Annotated in this window: 17 protein-coding genes and 1 tRNA gene; 12 read left to right on the forward strand and 6 right to left on the reverse strand. The window is 49.1% G+C overall.

The window, feature by feature from the left end:
• Window positions 1-51 precede the first annotated feature (51 nt).
• From CMUST_RS07585 to der, 3 genes are read left to right on the forward strand one after another with little or no spacing between them, the layout of a single operon-like run.
• A complete protein-coding gene (locus tag CMUST_RS07585) occupies window positions 52-1,002 on the forward strand; it encodes a pseudouridine synthase (protein ID WP_047262007.1) in 951 nt (316 codons plus the stop codon).
• Window positions 1,002-1,736 (forward strand): (d)CMP kinase, encoded by a 735-nt coding sequence (gene cmk / locus CMUST_RS07590; RefSeq protein WP_047262008.1) that lies wholly within the window; start codon window positions 1,002-1,004, stop codon window positions 1,734-1,736. The genes CMUST_RS07585 and cmk overlap by 1 nt, the downstream gene beginning before the upstream one ends.
• Entirely contained in the window at window positions 1,733-3,292 is a 1,560-nt protein-coding gene (gene der / locus CMUST_RS07595; protein ID WP_047262009.1) for a ribosome biogenesis GTPase Der, read from the forward strand. The genes cmk and der overlap by 4 nt, the downstream gene beginning before the upstream one ends.
• Before the next feature lie 179 nt (window positions 3,293-3,471).
• Here the strand turns inward: der and CMUST_RS07600 are convergent, their stop codons facing one another.
• Window positions 3,472-4,302: a class I SAM-dependent methyltransferase gene (locus tag CMUST_RS07600; RefSeq protein WP_047262010.1), complete on the reverse strand. Its 831-nt coding sequence runs from the start codon at window positions 4,300-4,302 to the stop codon at window positions 3,472-3,474.
• Between the two features lie 144 nt (window positions 4,303-4,446).
• Between CMUST_RS07600 and CMUST_RS07605 the strand changes: the two genes are divergently transcribed.
• Window positions 4,447-4,626: an antitoxin gene (locus tag CMUST_RS07605; RefSeq protein WP_047262011.1), complete on the forward strand. Its 180-nt coding sequence runs from the start codon at window positions 4,447-4,449 to the stop codon at window positions 4,624-4,626.
• Window positions 4,627-4,715: 89 nt separating this feature from the next.
• Here the strand turns inward: CMUST_RS07605 and CMUST_RS07610 are convergent, their stop codons facing one another.
• Window positions 4,716-5,834 carry a DMT family transporter gene (locus tag CMUST_RS07610; RefSeq protein ID WP_047262012.1) on the reverse strand — a complete coding sequence of 373 codons (1,119 nt, stop codon included), beginning with the start codon at window positions 5,832-5,834 and terminating at the stop codon, window positions 4,716-4,718.
• A 200-nt stretch (window positions 5,835-6,034) separates the two neighbouring features.
• Between CMUST_RS07610 and CMUST_RS07615 the strand changes: the two genes are divergently transcribed.
• The 3 genes from CMUST_RS07615 (at window position 6,035) to CMUST_RS07625 (ending at window position 10,660) form a co-directional block, all read left to right on the forward strand.
• The gene (locus CMUST_RS07615) at window positions 6,035-7,759 is read left to right on the forward strand and encodes a glycerol-3-phosphate dehydrogenase/oxidase (protein WP_047262013.1); all 1,725 of its coding nucleotides are present in this window, start codon (window positions 6,035-6,037) and stop codon (window positions 7,757-7,759) included.
• Window positions 7,760-9,283, forward strand: coding sequence for a glycerol kinase GlpK (gene glpK / locus CMUST_RS07620; RefSeq protein ID WP_047262014.1), 1,524 nt, complete (start codon window positions 7,760-7,762; stop codon window positions 9,281-9,283).
• Window positions 9,284-9,481: 198 nt separating this feature from the next.
• Complete coding sequence (locus CMUST_RS07625; RefSeq protein ID WP_047262015.1) at window positions 9,482-10,660, forward strand: IS481 family transposase; 1,179 nt, start codon at window positions 9,482-9,484, stop codon at window positions 10,658-10,660.
• A 94-nt stretch (window positions 10,661-10,754) separates the two neighbouring features.
• Here the strand turns inward: CMUST_RS07625 and CMUST_RS07630 are convergent.
• The 3 genes from CMUST_RS07630 to CMUST_RS07640 all read right to left on the reverse strand — a co-directional run bounded on the left by CMUST_RS07630 (window position 10,755) and on the right by CMUST_RS07640 (window position 12,488).
• Window positions 10,755-10,831 (reverse strand) — tRNA-Pro (locus CMUST_RS07630).
• 77 nt (window positions 10,832-10,908) lie between these two features.
• On the reverse strand, window positions 10,909-11,307 hold the full coding sequence (locus CMUST_RS07635; protein ID WP_047262016.1) for a YchJ family protein: 399 nt from the start codon (window positions 11,305-11,307) through the stop codon (window positions 10,909-10,911).
• Window positions 11,304-12,488, reverse strand: coding sequence for a bifunctional alpha/beta hydrolase/OsmC family protein (locus CMUST_RS07640; RefSeq protein ID WP_047263475.1), 1,185 nt, complete (start codon window positions 12,486-12,488; stop codon window positions 11,304-11,306). The genes CMUST_RS07635 and CMUST_RS07640 overlap by 4 nt, the downstream gene beginning before the upstream one ends.
• Before the next feature lie 307 nt (window positions 12,489-12,795).
• On the opposite strand from CMUST_RS07640, the gene secA2 reads away from it, so the two are divergent.
• The 5 genes from secA2 (at window position 12,796) to CMUST_RS07665 (ending at window position 18,063) form a co-directional block, all read left to right on the forward strand.
• On the forward strand, window positions 12,796-15,087 hold the full coding sequence (secA2, locus tag CMUST_RS07645) for an accessory Sec system translocase SecA2 (protein WP_047262017.1): 2,292 nt from the start codon (window positions 12,796-12,798) through the stop codon (window positions 15,085-15,087).
• A gap of 238 nt (window positions 15,088-15,325) precedes the next feature.
• Entirely contained in the window at window positions 15,326-15,757 is a 432-nt protein-coding gene (gene odhI / locus CMUST_RS07650; protein WP_047262018.1) for an oxoglutarate dehydrogenase inhibitor Odhl, read from the forward strand.
• A gap of 180 nt (window positions 15,758-15,937) precedes the next feature.
• Window positions 15,938-16,687, forward strand: a complete 750-nt coding sequence (gene ftsR / locus CMUST_RS07655; RefSeq protein ID WP_047262019.1) for a transcriptional regulator FtsR — start codon at window positions 15,938-15,940, stop codon at window positions 16,685-16,687.
• 24 nt (window positions 16,688-16,711) lie between these two features.
• Window positions 16,712-17,299 carry a bifunctional nuclease family protein gene (locus CMUST_RS07660; protein ID WP_047262020.1) on the forward strand — a complete coding sequence of 196 codons (588 nt, stop codon included), beginning with the start codon at window positions 16,712-16,714 and terminating at the stop codon, window positions 17,297-17,299.
• A gap of 215 nt (window positions 17,300-17,514) precedes the next feature.
• Window positions 17,515-18,063: a MerR family transcriptional regulator gene (locus tag CMUST_RS07665; RefSeq protein ID WP_047262021.1), complete on the forward strand. Its 549-nt coding sequence runs from the start codon at window positions 17,515-17,517 to the stop codon at window positions 18,061-18,063.
• Window positions 18,064-18,174: 111 nt separating this feature from the next.
• Here CMUST_RS07665 and CMUST_RS07670 read toward each other — a convergent pair whose 3' ends face one another.
• Window positions 18,175-19,626, reverse strand: a complete 1,452-nt coding sequence (locus CMUST_RS07670; RefSeq protein ID WP_047262022.1) for a vWA domain-containing protein — start codon at window positions 19,624-19,626, stop codon at window positions 18,175-18,177.
• Window positions 19,627-19,630: the final 4 nt, after the last annotated feature.

A 19,630-nucleotide genomic window follows, 5' to 3' on the forward strand; every position in this document is an offset into this window, starting at 1 on the left:
GACTAGAGTAATCGTGTTTATAACCGCATATTTTATTTGATAGGAAGCATAGTGACTCCACCCGCTCGCCGTGACGGCACACCGGAAGGCAACCGTAGCCGAAAAACTCAAGGCAAGGCCACTAAGAAGAAGTTAAGTGGGAATAAGCCCGTAAAACAGAAGAGACAACGTTCGGCGGATATTCTGATTTCAAATGCACGCCCGGCACGAAAGCAATATGTCTCAGAGCACCGTGCAGCAGACAGTTTCGATTCGTCCTCTGAACAGTCGGAGGGGGTTCGGCTGCAAAAGGTTTTGGCGCAAGCTGGTGTGGCATCTCGTCGTCACGCAGAAATCCTCATTGACGCAGGCCGCGTCGAAGTAAACGGCAAGAAAATTCGGCGCCAAGGGGTTCGAGTGAATCCCAGTACTGATGTGATCCGAGTTGATGGAGTGCGTGTCAACGTTAACGAGAATTTTCAGTATTTCGTTTTGAACAAACCCCGAGGCGTGCATTCGACAATGAGTGATGAGTTGGGACGGCCCTGTATCGGCGATTTGATATCCGAGCGGGTAGTTTCCGGGCAACGTCTGTTTCATGTCGGACGCCTTGATGCAGATACCGAAGGGCTGATTTTGCTAACTAATGATGGCGAATTGGCTAACAGGTTGATGCACCCTAAATACGAAGTTTCCAAAACTTATTTGGCTACCGTTTTGGGTGAAGTTGATAAAGGTATCGTTCGCCAGTTGCGTAATGGCATCGAATTGGAGGATGGAATTGCCAAAGCGGATTACGTGCAAATAATTGACATCCATCAAGGAAAGTCTTTGGTTCGGGTTGAGTTGCATGAAGGTCGCAAGCACATTGTACGACGAATGCTCAAGGCCGCTGGTTATCCTGTTCAGCGTCTGGTTCGCACAAAGCTGCATACCGTTCAGCTTGGTGAGCAAAAGCCCGGCACGATCCGAGCACTAAACGACAGCGAACTAACAAGCTTGTATAAGGTGGTGGAGATGTAATGACAGCAATCACAAACTCTTCGGCATTGGAACTGGAAAATACTGATGGTGGTCTAATCGTTGCTGTAGACGGCCCGTCTGGCGCGGGAAAATCTACTGTCTGCCGCGCTGTGGCGAAACATTTTGGTGCTAAATATCTCGATACGGGCGCTATGTATCGTGTTGCGACACTCCATGTGCTGGATTCTGGGATCAACCCCCATGATGCTGCAGCGGTAGCTGAGGCTACAAAGAATCTTCCGGTTTCTGTGGCGGATGATCCGGATTCCAAGTCGGTATTACTGGGCGGCGCCGATGTCTCGATTGAGATCCGAGATGAAGACGTGACTCGTTTTGTTTCAGCGGTATCTGCTGTTCCGGAGGTTCGCGAAAATCTAGTGGATTTACAGCGTTCATTGGTAGCCGAGGCTGGCAGGTGTATTGTTGACGGCCGGGACATCGGAACGAACGTGCTAGTCGACGCTCCTTTGAAGATCTATCTCACGGCATCTGCCGAAGTTCGGGCCCACCGGAGATTTACACAAGACCAAGCGGCCGGCCGAAACGTTATTTATGAATCCGTCCTTGCTGATGTTGTTCGGCGAGATGCGCTGGATTCTTCCCGTCCCCTTAACCCGTTACGGCCTGCGGAAGACGCCGTTGTAATCGATACTTCGGAGTTGAGTCTTGACGAGGTGTTAGACGTCATTATCGAGCTAGTAGAACAATCGGCGAAAGGGACAACAGAAAAATGAGCGAAAGCGTAAACTCGGCTGCATCTTCGCACGATGAATCTGATTTTTCTAGTGAAAAGAGCCACATTGATACCTCTAATGGCAGCGATATTTATGACGACTACATAGATGAAGTCTTTGATGATGGTTCGTTTGACGAATCGGAGTTTTCTGACCCGGATTTCGGCGAAAACTACTCCGAAGAAGACTGGAAACAACTTGAAGAAGCTTTTGGGGTAGGTACCGACGGGCATGTTGAGGAGAACCTTTGCACGGTCGCCATAGTCGGGCGGCCTAATGTAGGAAAATCTACTCTGGTTAACCGTTTTATCGGCCGCCGGGAAGCCGTTGTCGAGGATTTTCCTGGTGTAACCCGTGACCGGATTTCTTACCTTGCAGATTGGGGTGGCCAGCGCTTCTGGGTTCAGGACACTGGCGGTTGGGATCCCAACGTTAAAGGTATTCACGCCGCGATCGCACGTCAGGCGGAAAACGCAATGGAATCCGCTGACGTTATCGTCATGGTAGTCGACACCAAAGTCGGAATAACCGAAACCGACTCGGTGATGGCAAAGAAACTTCAACGCTCCGATGTTCCAGTTATTCTGGTGGCGAATAAATTCGACTCCGATAGTCAATATGCAGATATGGCGGAATTCTATGCGTTAGGTTTGGGTGATCCGTGGCCTGTGTCCGCACAGCACGGACGTGGTGGAGCAGACGTGTTGGATGAAATCCTTCGACTGTTTCCAAAGGAGCCACGTTCAGCATCAATTACGGAGGGACCGCGCAGAGTAGCCTTAGTAGGAAAACCAAACGTCGGAAAGTCTTCGCTGCTGAACAAAATAGCGGGGGAAGAACGCTCAGTTGTCGATAACGTTGCTGGGACTACAGTCGACCCAGTGGATTCCATAGTAAAACTGGAGAACCACCTGTGGAAGTTCGTTGACACTGCTGGATTGCGCAAAAAAGTCAAGAATGCTCAAGGACATGAATACTATGCATCACTTCGGACTCGAAATGCCATTGATGCAGCCGAAATTTGTATTTTTATGATCGATTGCTCGGACCCCGTTTCGGAGCAAGATCAGCGTGTATTAAATATGATTCTCGAGTCCGGTAAAGCTTTGGTCCTGGTTTTTAACAAGTGGGATTTAATGGATGAGGATCGACGTTGGGAGTTAGAACGAGAAATCGAGCAACAGCTAGCCCATATTTCGTGGGTGAAGCGCATCAATATATCGGCTAAGACCGGGCGTGCGTTGCAGCGACTCGAACCCTATATGTTGGAAGCCTTGGAAAGCTGGGATAAACGAATAAGCACTGGTCAGCTCAATAACTGGTTGCGTGCAACAATCGCCCAAAATCCGCCTCCGATGAAAGGTGGCCGGGTGCCTCGGGTCTTGTTCGCAACGCAAGCGTCGACCAGGCCTCCCGTTGTGGTGCTTTTTACAACTGGGTTCTTAGATGCTGGTTATCGTCGTTATCTGGAACGAAAGTTCCGGGAGACGTTTGGTTTTGAAGGATCTCCGGTTCGGATCGCAGTTCGCGTGCGTGAGCGTCGGTCAAAGAAATAGGGCCATTGCCTAGGAATGCTTTGGCTGTTCTAGAGTGTCTCAAGGAGAAAAAAACCGTTGGGGTCGTCGGCTACAAGCGATGACCCCAACATTTCTTTATACGCGCATATTTGGTTATGATTTTACATTTCGATATTTTCGATAGATTTCATGGAATCTAGCTTTTCTAGATTTTTCTTTTATTTTTGTTTTCTATAGATGAACGCATCGCAACGGTAGGGAAGAAGGATTTCCTGATCTGGCTGGAAACCGAGGTGTTCATTCAAATACCAACGCAGATTTGCAGTCATCTTCTCTCGAATAGCTGTTGTCGATCGTAGCCAATATGACCGAGTATGCATTAGCTGATGCACTAATTCCGGGGTGACTGGCTGACTCCACCGTAGCCGCAACTCGTCGTAAAGCTGCCACGGTGCATGAACCGATGGAAAGAAGCCCTCGGCTAAAGTGTCACCTGAATGCATTATTCTGCTCAACCGATGCACCCAGGGAATGTTTACATCCAAGGTATTCCACACCAGCAATAGCTGGGCGTGAGATGTACTGATCCGATCACATTCTGCGCTAGCAATCCTCGAATCAACCCAATGCCATGTCTGCGCACACGTAATTACATCGAAAGTCTCGTCTTGAGCCGCTGAAACCTCAGCGGTCGCCTGCCATGCACAAAAGCCGCAGTCCAGCAACGTTCTTAACATGTTGATGCTGGGATCTAATGCATAAATTTCAGCGCGGTCACCAAGAACGGTGTCTAATGCCGAAGTAAGTTTTCCGGTGCCAGCCCCCACATCCAGAATTCGGTAAGGGCTATTACTTTCGGTAGTAATTAGTTCTATCACTTCGGGTGGGTAGCCAGGGCGGACATCGTGATAAAGCTCAGCTCCGCTTTTAAATGCACCTGCTGCCTCATTACGGTGCACATCAGAAACGAATTTTGGCATGTTTTTTCGGGACACCGGCGGAATGGTGCGAATCGGTTGCGGTGCATCTTTATCGGAAACGGAGTTCATAGTTTAAAGAATTGTACTGTGATTGCGCAGCGATAAGGGTACTTTACTAGCGGAGGTTTCATTCATTATCAACTGCTATAGTGGGCACTAGTCGTTACAACTCCACACATTTATATGAGCTGTTAAAGCAGAAAGGAAAATCAAATGAGCTTAATGGATAAAGCAAAGGGAATTTTGAATACCGACAAGGGAGAGGAAATTTCTGACCACATCCTTGATAAGGCATCCGAACTGGCTAAAGGCGCATTAGGCGAGGATAAATCCGCCAAAATTGATGAGGTCCGTGATTCGATCGACAAGAAGATTGGCACTGACGGAGTTTAGTCAGGAAGCACACCAGCTTTTCGACGCCCCAAAGAGACATTTGGATACGCTTGCTGGATCTAAAGGGACGCTGTGGGCGTCGATAAGCGTTAGTGCGAATGATCCGAATGATCGTGGACTACGCTGAGAAAATCGTGGTCATGATCATGTACAGCTTCCGATGAATCACTGTTGTGGGTATGAGCGTGTAAATGGCTATGCGCATGTTCATGACAATGATAAACATCTCCGTGGGAATGGAAGTGAGTATGCGTGTGCGAATGCAGGTGAGAGTGCTGCAACTCAATCGAATCCTTTACCATAAGGTACGTTGCACAGACCATGATTAATAGCGCCAGCCAGAACTGTGAATTAGGAATTTCACCGAGGATAATCATGCTGAAAGCCACCCCTAAAAACGGAGCGATAGCGTAATAGGCCGAAGTTTTTGCAGCACCTAAGTTTCGTTGTGCGAAAATATAAAATGTAATGCTCAATCCGTAACCGACGAAGCCAACGAACATCGCTCCGGCAACGATCCCAATGTTTGGAACCTCCTCCGCCAGAATTTTGGCGACGACGAAGCATCCTAATCCGGAAAACATGCCTTTGATTATCACTAATTGCTGCGGTGATTTGGAGGACAGTCGCGTTGTACAGTTGTTTTCTACTCCCCAACACACGCATGCGGCCAAAACAAAGATAGCACCATAATTCAGGCTAAAGTTAGCGTCACTTTCGACACTTAAAATAATGCTGGAAACAGTAACTGACGCGATCGCAAGCCACAATCGCCGCGAAACTTCTTCTTTGAAAGCAACAAAAGCTATCACTGATGTTGCAACAATTTCAAAGTTGTTAAGAAGCGAAACCGTTGCCGAAGTGGTTAACGAGACCCCAAACATTAGCAAGATCGGCGCTGCGATATCGAGAGCTATCATTGCAAGAACGAAAGGAAGATCTTGTTTTTCCCAGGAACTATGCCCCGTCCCTGTTGTGACTTCAACGCGTGAGCTCTGGCGGGAAGACCTTATAAACATCCAAGGTACAAAGACGCTAAGAGTCATCCCGACGCCCGCACCGAGATAGAGAAACGCTGCCAGCATCGCAGGCCGAACGTCTGCAATGAATAGTTTTGACATCGGCACCGAAACTGCATAGAACGCTGCCGCCAGCACGGCACACAAAGTTGCTTTAGTTTTCGTACTGCTTGACGCGTAGCTTTTCATAGAAATAAGGGTAGTTCAAAAATATAAGACCGGGATGGATAACTGGTACACGAGCCACCTTGGCCGTTTATTACCCTAAAACGCGAGGTCAAAACGTTTTCTATAGCCTAAGTATCGGGGTAAGTCTTACAATGGAACTTATTTGGTTATAACATTTCAACCACTCTCAACTAGATCTCCCAAAAGAAGGAGCAAATATAGTGGCTACCTCCACTTCATCAGCTTTCCATGCAGAATCTTTTGAATCTGCATGGAAAAAGTTCGAAACCGAGCACTTCGACCTAGTTATTATCGGTGGTGGTTCCGTCGGCGCAGGTGCGGCTTTAGACGCGGCCACACGAGGGTTGAAAGTAGCAGTAATTGAGGCGCGAGATTTTGCAGCTGGAACATCATCAAGGTCTTCAAAGATGTTTCATGGTGGGTTGCGTTATCTGGCCATGCTCGATTTCCGGCTCGTTGCAGAGTCACTTCGGGAACGTGAGCTTTCCATGTCAACCTTAGCGCCACACCTAGTGAAACCGCTGCGGTTTATCTTCCCCCTCACCCATCGATTCTGGGAACGGCCGTATATGGCATCGGGCTTCATGCTGTACGATCTGATGGGCGGAGCAAAGAGCGTTCCGATGCAAAAGCATCTGAGCCATAGGACAACGATGAAAATCGCTCCAGGCTTGCGGGATGACGCGCTAGTCGGCGGGGTACGCTATTACGACACTCTTGTTGACGATGCCCGGCACACCATGACGGTACTGCGCACTGCGGCAGAATTCGGGGCGGTTGTGCGCTCCTCCACACAGGTCGTGGGATTTGAAAAAACCGGTGAAAGAATAACTGGTGTTACAGTAAGAGACACCAACAGCGGTGATGAAACAACCATTCATTCCGATGTCTGCATTAATGCAACCGGAGTGTGGAATGACGAGCTACAAAAACTTGCCGGTGTTTCCGGTAAGTTCAGCGTGCATACCTCAAAAGGGGTTCACATCGTTGTGCCGAAATCCTGTCTCGAAGCTGATGCTGCCTTGTGCTTCGTAACCGAAAAATCAGTACTGTTCGTTATCCCATGGGGGGAGTACTGGATCATTGGCACAACCGACACCGATTGGGATAAGAACCTAGCCAATCCAGCAGCTACCAGGTCTGATATTGACTATATTCTTGAACATGTTAATGCAAAGGTTCGTCGACGCATTCGTTACGAGGATATCGTTGGGGTTTATTCAGGGCTGCGTCCTTTGCTGAGTGGCAAATCAGACTCGACCACCAATCTATCCCGCAATCACGCTGTTGCTCGAGTTGCACCCGGCATGGTTTCCGTGGCGGGAGGAAAATATACAACGTATCGCGTTATCGGAAAAGATGCCGTGGATAAAGCGGTAGAAGACATAGCTAAGAAGGTTCCCGGTTCCGTCACTGAACACACTCCGCTACTTGGCGCAGATGGATACCACGCCCTAGCAAACCAAATTCCAGCTTTAGCTTTACGATTGGGAATTTCGGAGGCGCAAGTTGACCACCTGCTAGGTCGGTATGGCTCACTGATATTTGAGGTCCTTGCACCAGCCCACGACGACCCAACGTTGCTGGAACCCATCCCAGGCGCAGAGCAATACCTCAAGGCCGAAGCAGTTTACGCCGTGACACACGAGGGAGCGTTGCATCTGGAAGACATTCTCCACCGACGGTTACGGATATCGATGGAATACGCCGATCGCGGGGTGGGATCGGCGGAATCGGTAGCACGCTTGGTTGGCCCTTACCTGAACTGGGATGATAACAACATTGCCGCAGAGATCAATCAATTCCGTACTGCGACCGAGGCAACACTTGCAGCGGAAAAAGAGCTCACCGACGATGCCGCTAATAGTATCGCCACTCAAGCATCCGACGCGCGTCCGCTAATCGACACAGGCCAGGATCGTTAAATGAGTGACCAACGATACGTAGCTGCAATCGACCAAGGCACCACATCCACCCGGTGTGTTGTTTTTGATGAAGAAGCCAACATGGTTGGTGTTGGGCAATTCGAGCATCGGCAAATCTTTCCGCAAAAAGGATGGGTGGAGCACGACCCGCTAGAAATATGGGACAACACTCGACGTGCGGTTGCGGCGGCGCTTGCCGAAGCGAATGTACCTCGGGAAGATATAGCGGCAGTTGGCATAACCAATCAACGGGAAACCACCGTCGTCTGGAATAAGCACACGGGCTTACCTGTCTACAACGCAATTGTCTGGCAAGATACACGAACCAGCGTGCTATGTGAAGAACTGGCTGGAGACCACGGAGCCGATCGATGGCGAGATATCACAGGTTTACGGCTAAATTCCTACCCAGCTGGTCCAAAAATTCGATGGATCTTAGACAACGTTGCTGGTGCTCGTGAACAAGCGGAGAACGGTGATCTATTATTCGGAACGATTGATACCTGGTTGCTTTGGAACCTAACCGGTGGGCCCGAAGGCGACAATGGAGTAGAGGCTGTTCACGCAACCGACGTAACGAATGCTTCTCGGACTCTCATGATGGATTTATCAACTCTGCAATGGGATGAGTCGATCTGTTCAGAAATGAAAATTCCATTGGCAATGTTGCCAGAGATCAAACCTAGCGTCACGACTTTTGGTCATGTACGTGGCCGAGGAACCTTGGCAGGGGTAGCAATTTCCGGAATTCTGGGCGATCAGCAGTCGGCAATGTTCGGGCAAGCATGCTTTGAACCTGGCGATGCAAAGAACACTTATGGAACTGGGTTATTCTTGTTACTCAACACCGGGCAATCACCCAAAAAGAGCGAACACGGACTTATCACGACCGTGTGCTATCAGATTGAGGGGAAACAGCCGGTTTACGCGCTTGAGGGGTCGGTTGCCATGGGTGGGGCTCTTGTTCAGTGGTTGCGGGACAATTTGGGCATTATAGGTAGCGCGAAGGAAATTGAGGAATTCGCCGCCCAAGTGTCGGATAATGGCGGTGTCTACATCGTTCCTGCTTTTTCTGGGCTATTTGCGCCCCGGTGGCGACCAGATGCTCGTGGCGTGATTGTTGGTCTAACACGTTTTGCTAATAAGCACCATTTAGCTCGCGCAGTGATTGAAGCAACCGCTTATCAAACACGTGAAGTAGTTGATGCCATGGTTGCGGATTCCGGAGTTGAAATTTCCCAGCTCAAAGTAGATGGCGGAATGGTCCGAAACGAACTGCTGATGCAATTCCAATCTGACATTTTGCGGATGGAAGTCATTCGGCCACGAATTATTGAAACTACTGCACTAGGTGCTGCTTTCGCAGCTGGCCTTGGTGTTGGTTTTTTTGAGAATTTAGATCAGCTTAAACAACAATGCTCAGTAGGTAAATCCTGGAACCCGGCAATGCCTGATTCTGCTGCGGAACAGCTATTTCGCGATTGGAATAAGGCAGTGGAACGAACCTTTGATTGGGAAGAATAATGTAAAAAGGGCCAAGGAAACCTTGGCCCTTTTTACAATTGGTCGGACTGACAGTGTGTGGAGTCATGACATAGTTGACATTTCTGTTCTGGGGTTTTCTGAATGATAGTTGACAGGTCAGTCGCGACATCGTTGACAGTTGTGGTGTGGCCGAAAAACTATTGGCACTTGACACATCAGTCGCGACATCGTTGACACATGAATAGTCCTCATCGAAACCTTGCAATCGTTCGATATGTTGTTGATCAAGGGCACACTGTTGCCGAAGCTGCCCAACATTTCAAAGTGTCACGTCAATGGGTTTACACCATCCTGCATCGGTTTGAAGCAGGTGGAGAAGCTGCGGTGCAACCTCGATCGAAAAAGCCTTGTGTAAACCCACGGGCAGTGACCGACTCAGTGCGCCACGAGATCATCACAATCCGCATAAACCTCACCAAAGCAGGATTTGACGCGGGCCCAGATACCATTGCCTCGCATCTTCGTCGTCAAGGAATGCACGTTCTGTCAACATCAACGATCCGTCGTATCATAACCGCAGCTGGACTGGTGAAACCACAACCGCAAAAACGCCCGAAATCCTCCTATGTGCGGTTCGAAGCCGCACTACCGAACGAATGTTGGCAAGCAGATGTGACCTACTGCTACCTTGCAAACGGGCAACGGGTCGAAATTCTTGATTTCCTCGACGATCACTCCCGCTACCTGCTTTTTATCAAAGCATATCCAATATGTACTGGTGTGGATGTTGTTGACGCTATGCAACAGCTGATCAGCACCTACGGAACGCCACAATCAACCTTGACTGATAACGGCATGATTTTTACCGCCCGATTCGCAGGCATGCGTGGTGGACGCAACGGGTTTGAGGTTTTCCTTAACAAACACCATATCCAGCAGAAAAACGGTCGTCCTGGGCACCCACAGACCCAAGGAAAAATCGAAAGGTTTCACCAAACGCTGAAAAAATGGCTCAAAGCCCAACCAACCGCGCGGACAATAACACAACTACAACACCAACTCGATGCATTCGCCAAGTACTACAACACCCAACGACCACACCGAGCGTTGGCCAAAAGAACCCCTTATGAGGCGTATACACACCTTCCCAAAGCCTCACCGCTGACCCGTACCGATAACGAATGGCGCACCCGGAAAGACAAAGTAGACAAGGCAGGACGTGTCACACTCCGATACGCTGGACGGCTGTACCACCTAGGAATTGGACGCCCATACAGTGGGCAAAAAGTCACCATGGTCATAGTAGATAAACACATCACCACCGCGCTTACCGCCACCGGCGAAATCCTCACCGAACACGTCATCGACGAAACCCGCGACTACCAAAAACCCATCTGGAAAAACACACAAAAATAACCGGTGATCGGTGTTCATATTCCAGAACACAGACCACCGGTTATGTCCACCATGTCGCGACTGATATGTCAACTATGTCCCGACTGATGACAATTGGTCGGACTGACAGGATTTGAACCTGCGACCCCTTAACCCCCAGTCAAGTGCGCTACCAAACTGCGCCACAGTCCGATTGCTGCTTAAGAAAGTAGCTCCCACAGATTACAGCATTGTTATCCCAAAGCGCCAATTCTGCCTATGAGCTGGTATTAACCTGTTACAATGCCTGATTCATAAACCCAACGTTTCTCCCAGCGCGAGAAATGAGATTTTTCGGTAAGAGTGTTTTTGACGCCAGCGCATTCGTAGTAGGCCATAAACGTTACGGATCCAACTGCATCAAAGGGGCCACCGCCACTTGTGTGGGTGATGGACAGTCCATTCCAGGTTAGATCTCGATCGAATTCCAGAGTCGTTGGAGCGGTTGAGGGATGCCAAGAATAAAGCAAGTAGTCAGCGTTGAGAAGCACAAAAGCGCTATAGCGGGAACGCATGAGAGCTTCAGCGGTAGGGGCGGAACGCATTTTGCGATGCAGCAAGAAGCAGCAATCGCCATAGCATAGCCCGGATTGACATGGGCAGGCATCAGATAGTGGGAAATCACTCACTGAAAAGTATCCTCAATAACCACCGAATCACTAAGAAACGTAGATATTTCACAGGGCTGGGCGGCAGAAAATAAAACTTTGCGTTCGTCTTCGGTGAGGCTATCACCAGTAATTTTTATTGATCGTTTAAGGTGAAGCGTCCCGAGGGTTGACGCAATTGGAGATATTGTGACCTCAATGTTTGTCAATGGTTTCATTCGGGCGGACTGCGCGGCTGTTTGGATCGCTTGTTTAGTTGAAGAAGCAAGCGCAGCAATCAATAACGAAGTTGGGGTCACGCCAAGATTCTTTCCACCATCGGCTTTATCTTTGTCTGTGGCAATCGGCTGTGCGCCGACGTGAACCAGGCCAGAGAATTTTCCAGCCTTTGTGGAATGAGCTACAACGGTATTGGCAGGGATAAAAGGCGAATCCGAAGATTGTGGAACAATATGTTGTTCCACCCAGTTGCGGATGATGCGGGCAGCGAGTTGGGCGGCTCCGGTCTTGGTACACAGATGGTCAACTTTATGTAGTGACACCAGAGATTTGGGATATCTTGTTTTCAGAAAGATATTTTGTGCGTTATCGATGCCAACGGTTTGGTCGGTAGGCGAGTGCATGATAAGCAATGGCTTACGAAGCGTGGGTAGGTACGCTTCTGGATTGGTTTCGGCCAGATCTTCCAGGAACTCCCGGGAAATAGTGATGTCCCGACCACCCAACGTGAGTGTAACCGCACCTGTCTCATCTACCTCACTGATACGATCAGCAAAGTGGAGAACCGCATGCGCTGGATCGAAAGGAGCACCGATAGTGGCCACAGCTTTGAGATTGGGAATCATTGTTGCGGCTTTTAGTGCTGCGGCGCCGCCCAATGAATGTCCAATCAACAATTGAGGTGCAGAATAGTTTTCGGAAAGCCACTGATTAGCCGCGATAATGTCGTTTACGTTTTCAGAGAAACTGGTTTTATGAAAATCACCTTCAGACTGACCTAATCCTGGAAAATCAAAACGTAAGCATGCAATTCCGGTTTCCGCGAGGGTTTTGGATACCCGAGCAGCAGCTGGCGTAAACCGAGAGCCGGTAAAACAATGAGCAAACATTGCATACGTAAATGGTGGGGTATCCGGCATGTCGAGTGTCCCAGCCATCATGTAACCATTGGAACTTGGTAATTTAACGCTAATGGAATGCACAAAGGTCTCCCTGTGGATCAACCGATCTAACTTTATGGTGGCACTATTAAACCAGCTGTACACAAGCCAGGAAACAGTGCAAAATATCATTCCTTAAAATATTAAGGCACTCAGCTGGAAACCACCGCACGCGATCGATGTCATATTCGTTAATGCGGGCGCGAAATGAAATCTAAGTCACGTCATGGGCTATCAGGTGATTGATTTTGAAAAGAATTGTAAACCAGCTAGGGGAATGCACACTGAACCTGTAGCGTTAAGATTTAAAAGGCTAGATTAAAACTCACAAACAACAACGGAGGCTCAGGTGGCTGGTTTCGATTGGTTTTGGAAAGCGATGGGCGGCAAACAAGGGCGAAATCAAAAGCGTAGCCTAGCTATCGTCGACCAAGCAGAAACGAAGAAACTTGAGCTTGCAGCGTTGACTGATTCCGAACTCGTTAATCGTGCGGTTGCGGCGACAAAAAATGGAACCCTGGACGACCCTGCTGAGTTTCTCGCCGTTTTGGCGATTGCTTCTGAACGCACCTTAGGACTAACACCTTTTCCAGTGCAATCCCAGGCAGTGCTGCGGCTTTTGGAAGGCGATGTTATTCAAATGGCGACTGGGGAAGGCAAGACTCTTGTAGGCGCTATGGCTAGCACTGGCTTTGGTCTAATGGGCAAGCGGGTTCACACGATTACGGTTAACGATTACTTGGCTGAACGAGATGCGGATTGGATGGGGCCGCTGGTTCGGTACTTTGGCCTTACTATTGCAGCGATCACAGAGGACATGTCGAGTGTCGAACGTCGAAAAGCATATGCTGCCAATATCGTCTATGCGCCAGTTAACGAACTGGGATTTGACGTTTTGCGTGATCAATTGATAACTGAACGGGCACAGGCGGTTCAACATGGTGCGGACGTCGCAATAGTGGATGAAGCCGATTCTGTTTTAGTAGATGAGGCATTAGTGCCGTTGGTGTTAGCCGGAAATGAGCCTGGACATGCCCCTGGGGGGAGGATAACCGAGATCGTGCGGAGACTGCGCGAGGCCGAGGACTATACCGTTGACGATGATCGGCGTAATGTATTCCTCACTGAGTCTGGTGCTCAAAAACTTGAATCCGCACTCGGGATTGAATCGCTTTACGACGACGAAAACGTCGGGAGTACACTTGTGCAGGTTAACTTAGCGCTCCATGCACAAGCATTACTCATACGCGATGTTCACTATATCGTTCGGGATGGAAAAGTAGCTCTCATAGATGCATCAAAAGGTCGAGTTGCTGATTTGCAGCGGTGGCCCGATGGCGTTCAAGCCGCTGTGGAAGCAAAGGAAGGCTTGGCGGTTACCGAGGGAGGTCGGATTCTCGACACAATCACGTTACAAGCGCTCATGCGACGGTACCCGATGGTTTGTGGCATGACAGGCACTGCGGTTGAAGCAACCGATCAGCTGCGTAGCTTTTATGATCTTCGAGTAAGCGTGATTGAACGAAATAAACCATTGGCGCGATTCGACGAGCAAGATCGGGTGTATGCGACTATTGCGGAAAAAAATTCTGCAATTGTGGATGAGATTCGACGGATTCATTCAACAGGCCAACCCGTGCTTGTCGGTACCCAAGACGTAGCGGAATCCGAGGCTTTAGCCGACGCTCTTCGGGAATTCGATATTGAAGTTAATGTGCTAAACGCAAAAAACGATGCTGAAGAGGCTCGAATCATTGCAGAAGCTGGAGACGTTGGTCGAGTTACAGTTTCCACACAAATGGCCGGTCGCGGCACGGACATCAAGTTAGGTGGTGCGGACGAAAAAGACCACAGCAAGGTAGTTTCCCTCGGCGGATTGGCCGTAATAGGAACTGCACGGCATCGAACGGCGCGCCTCGACAACCAACTGCGAGGTCGGGCGGGACGGCAAGGCGATCCAGGCTTTTCGCTATTTTTCGTATCGCTGGAAGACGATATGGTGGCTGTAGGTGGCGCTGGCGAAAATGTATCAGTTCGTCCAGAATCAGATGGAAGTATCGAATCCAAACGGGTACGGGATTGGATTGAACATTGCCAACGCGTGACAGAAGGGCAATTGCTTGAAATCCATTCTCAGACGTGGAAATACAATAAATTACTGGCAGATCAGCGGGATATTATTGATGAGCGTCGGGCAATATTGCTTGATACCGATCAGGCATGGAAAGAAATTCACGCCAGGTCCGATAAAGCCAAGGAGCTTTCCCAAACTCTAGATCTCGAAGTTTTAATCAAGGCTTCTCGTGAAATTATGTTGTATCACTTAGATCACGGGTGGAGCAGCCACTTGGCCCATATGGATGACGTGCGTGAATCAATCCATTTGCGGGCAATCGCCAGGGAGACACCAATAGATGAATTCCACCGTATTGCAGTTCGCGAGTTTAAAAATTTGGCACAAAAAGCAGTCGATGATGCTGTCCAGACCTTTGATTCTATTGTTATCGACTCGAATGGTGCACACCTAGCGGATCAAGGACTCGCACGACCGTCTGCAACTTGGACGTATATGGTTTCTGATAATCCATTGGCTGGGTCGGGCAACTCGGTTATTCAGGGAATCGGAAGCATTTTTCGGTAGAATTAGCCTTTGTCTTTTCACGCTGTGAAAAATAGGCAAATTACAGGATTGTAATTTACCTGGCCTTGGTCAAATCAAGTCTGTGGGCTGGATATTTAGTGGAAACACGCCTTTGGCGCAACAAACCGCTATCATGAAAGCATTGGCTGAAACATGGGGGCAGTTGCTCGTTACGATGTTTCAGTGACCACATTAGCGGCTATTGCAAGCCAGATCTTCTTACATGGAGGGTTTCACGATGAGTGAGAACAACGGTACTCAAGATGTTCAGGTCGAGACGACTTCGGTCTTTCGTGCTGACTTACTGAAAGAAATGGAAAATGGTGCGGGAGCGAGTTCCAGCACAAGTGCCGATGTTGCTCCTCCTGCTGGGGCTGGAATGCTCATTGTTAAACGCGGTCCCAATGCTGGCGCACGATTTTTGCTAGACCAAGCGACAACAACCGCTGGTCGGCATCCTGACTCCGACATTTTTCTTGATGACGTTACGGTGTCTCGTCGTCACGCGGAGTTTCGGTTGACAGATGGTTCTTTTGAAGTCGTTGATGTTGGTTCTTTGAACGGAACTTACGTCAATCGCGAACCTCGGAATTCTGAGATTCTTTCCTCTGGGGATGAGATCCAAATTGGCAAGTTCCGATTGGTATTTCTCGCGGGATCAACACACTAATAACAGCTAAGTGTAAAGCCGTGATCCCTCATTCGATTGCTTCAGGTCTTAGCAGCAAAAGTCAAGGATAAATTGTTGACAAAAGGTGCTATCCTGGGATCATCAAGTCCCGTCGTTGGCTAATGGCGGGAATTTTAAAATGTCAGTCCTTAATACATAAAGAAACGGAAAGCTTTGTCCATGGGCGCCCTATCGCATTCGGCATCACCAATGTCTAGTCGTTCGCAATCGGCAACCAAGCCAAATAAAACGATGGGTATCGGTGTTGTGCTTAAGCAGCTTCAAGCCGAATTTCCGGATGTCACGCTTTCCAAGATTCGATTCCTGGAATCCGAAGGGCTCATTTCTCCACAACGTGCGAGCTCTGGTTACCGCAAGTATGTTCAGGCCGATATCGATCGGTTGCGTTACATACTTACTACCCAGCGAGATAACTACTTGCCACTAAAAGTAATTCGTGAGCAATTAGACGCAATGGACTCCGGCGCGATTACGCCAATCATGAAAACCGTAGACGCACAACCGATGATTAGTCCTGAGCAATTCCGAAAGCCAGTGGTTACAAGGTTGACAGACACGGATGTAGCGGAACAAGCTCATGTTGACGTGGATTTCGTCGCGGAATTGGCCAGCGTCGGCATTATTAAGCCTGATCCTGCTGGTTTTTTTACTGTAGATGACGTCAGAATTGTATCGACGGCAGATGCGTTGGGCGAATTTGGATTTGATGTGCGACACCTCAAATCTCTAAAAAACACCGCGAGCCGCCAGGCCTCACTTATCTCCCAAGCCGCTACACCGGTTGCCAGGTCCAGGGGTGAGGGAGCGAAAGAGCGCGCCGAAGAAATGAGCCAACAGATGACCGCTTTGGTTGTTTCCTTGCATGCTTCTTTGGTGAAAAACGAGCTTCATAGTCAGCTGGGTTATTAAAGTCGGTAATGGAAGTCTAAATTTATGGCGTTTCATGTTGTTGAATACCTTCAAGTCTCGGTTTTCCCGGAGAGTCACAGTTGCTTGGTCTTTCGGTGGAACGAAAAGAAGCGGATTCTTCCGATATGGATTAGCCCGGTGGATGCCATTGCTCAGCAACGCAGAGAAGCGGAGATACCCCCGCGTCGCCCCCGGTTTGAAGATTTGTTCCTATCGGTTAGCTCAATGGGGGAAATAGGGTTCAAAGAGCTTCGCATTACGTCCTTCTATGAAGGAGAATTTATTGCAGCGTTAATTACTGAATCCGATTTTGAAATCGATTGCCGACCAAGTGATGGTATTGCAATCGCGCATTCCCTGGATTTGCCAATTCTGGTTGACGAAGAAGTATTAATGCAGGCTAGCGTCTATGTTTCGGAAGCGGACATGCGGCAATGGTTTGGATTGGATTTCGGAGAAGATATAACGGAAACCGGATGGGAAGCATCTGCTTCTGGTGACGCTGCCGCCGATGCTGATTTTTCGGCATTGATGGAGAGCATGGGGGTGCGCGAGTCGGATCTTCTTGGAAAAAAGAGTGATACCGACACGGAAAAGGACGGGGGATTGTAAGGCTTTCAGTTTTGAGGCGAGTGATAATTAGAATTATCGATGTGAATGAAGATGACAGCGGTGCGTTTTAAGTTTAAACTTCAAGTTGAGGTTTAAGTTAACGGCGTGTCGCAAGTTAAATTCTTGACGCTTCGCTAACCTTGCCTAAGAATAGTAAATAGTACTTGCTTGTAGCATGCTGTTTCGCGATACCAGAGAATGCAAGGAGCGCACTCATGAGTGATCGACCAATACAAGAGTCGTTGTTTGACATGGGGCCCGACGAGGAAGTCGGTTACCGTGTGCCCATCGCCTGTCAGGTGGCTGGAATAACGTACCGCCAGCTGGATTATTGGGCACGTACAAAGCTGGTGGAGCCCAGTATCCGGACCGCTCGTGGTTCTGGTTCCCAGCGGCTTTATTCTTTTAAAGACATATTAGTATTAAAGATTGTCAAACGACTTCTTGATACCGGGATTTCCTTGCAGAACATACGTCAGGCTGTTGACAAACTTCGAGATCGCGGTGTTGATGATCTTGCAAAGATCACCTTAGTCTCGGACGGCTCTACTGTCTACGAATGCCGTAGCGCAGAGGAAGTCATCGATCTGCTTGGTGGCGGTCAGGGAGTCTTTGGTATCGCGGTGCCGGGAATCATGAAGGAACTGACCGGAACAATCTCTGCGTTCCCGTTCGAAAAGGTTGCCACGAATATAGAAGAACCTGAAGCGAAAAGCGTAGCTGTTGATGAGCTCGCTGATCGCCGTCGGCGTCGTAGTTCTTAGCTGCTTTCCTTCAATAGCTTTTAAGGCTATCTACCATGGTAATCTCTGGGCCATGGCAGATAGCCTTTTACAATTTGACCCTTTCGGTTGATTGATTTAACGCCAAGACCGCTAGATCCCGGAAAGTTTATCGAGCGTGGCCTGCAAATCAGCGGGAGAAGAAACTGTTTCAGAACGAGTAGCAATCGCAGCAAGTTCCTTATCCACGTTTCCGGAGCCGACATGTATCACACTCAGTTCAGTGTTAGTTCCTTGCGCATCAGCCATCAAGGCTTGTAATGCGTCAAGATCGCCTTGATCCGCCGTGCCAGTGGTGATTACTACGATACGCACAGGCTCATGGGCTTCCTTAGCATATTCCACCCCGTAGCGTACGGCAGCTAAAGTTGCAGATCGGGTTTGTGGAACGCCACCGGTTCCGAATGCAATGGCAGTTTGACCTATCTTAGAAGCAGTTGCCTGATTGCTGAACATGATGTTGGTGCGCCATCCGCGGGTAACTCCTTGATTAAGAGGGGAGGAGTAGTTCCACAAGGCTAACGACCGGTTCTTCTGTGCAATTTTTTCGGCAGTTTTAGCTATTGCATTGGAGGTAGCCTGGAACCAGGTTGTTGCGTTGCCCGAATCGTAGGACATTTGTTCCGAGGTATCAAATAAGAACAATGTATTTGCGGCGGTAAGGTCATTGTTGGGCTGTGCTGTGATGGATTCTGTAGTTTGTGGTGGCGCGGTGTGGGAAGCGTCGAACGCATGTAGGGCTTCTACTGCAGCTAAAGCGGAAACAGTTGTTGCTGACTTTGCTGCATCAGCGTTGGTTGCTGCTGCGCCAAAATCCGCACCGGCGCGAATGACCTCTTCACCAGCGGAATTAGTAGCGTTAAGTGCAACTACTCGGACGGGCTGCCGTAAGTCGGCAATGTCGGTGAAGCTATATCCAGTGGGAACAGCTTTTTCATTGGTGGCAATAATCTCTGCACCTGACTCAGCAGCGCTTGCTAGAGTAACGGTCTTGTTTTTCTCCAAAACCTCAGATACTTTTTCTTTTGCGTTTTTATTTACCGCCGCAGCAACCAAGGCCGAAGCAACCGAATTGTCAGCAACAGGGTATGAAACATCTACCAGAGAATCTGCCGCAACTTGTTTAGTACTAGCTACGCCTACCTTAAGGGTCGATGCAGTGGGCCATTCTAACGTAGCTGGCGAGCGACCGTGTTCCGCAAGTTCTGCGGTGATTGCCCCGTCGGATTGGCTGGAAATAAACACGCCTGCTTCCGCTATGGAAGGTGTAAGCATTGCGCGGACACAGTGGTCGCGCACAATTGGGGAAGCAGCATTGTAGTCATCGATAAGCGTCTGGGCAATATCCTGGATTGAACTTTGAGCAGCGACTGGGAGGGTGAGGTTGCCGGCCATACATTTTGCAGTATCTATGGTTTCAGAATCGTCTTTAATTGCCCGAAACCATAAGGACACGACTATTACCGCAATGAGTAGGCACGCAAGAATTGCGTAGACTCCACCAGAAATTTTGTAATTGCTTTGCCCATCAGAATGGCGACCCATAGCA

The organism is Corynebacterium mustelae, assembly GCF_001020985.1.
Lineage (GTDB): Bacteria > Actinomycetota > Actinomycetes > Mycobacteriales > Mycobacteriaceae > Corynebacterium > Corynebacterium mustelae.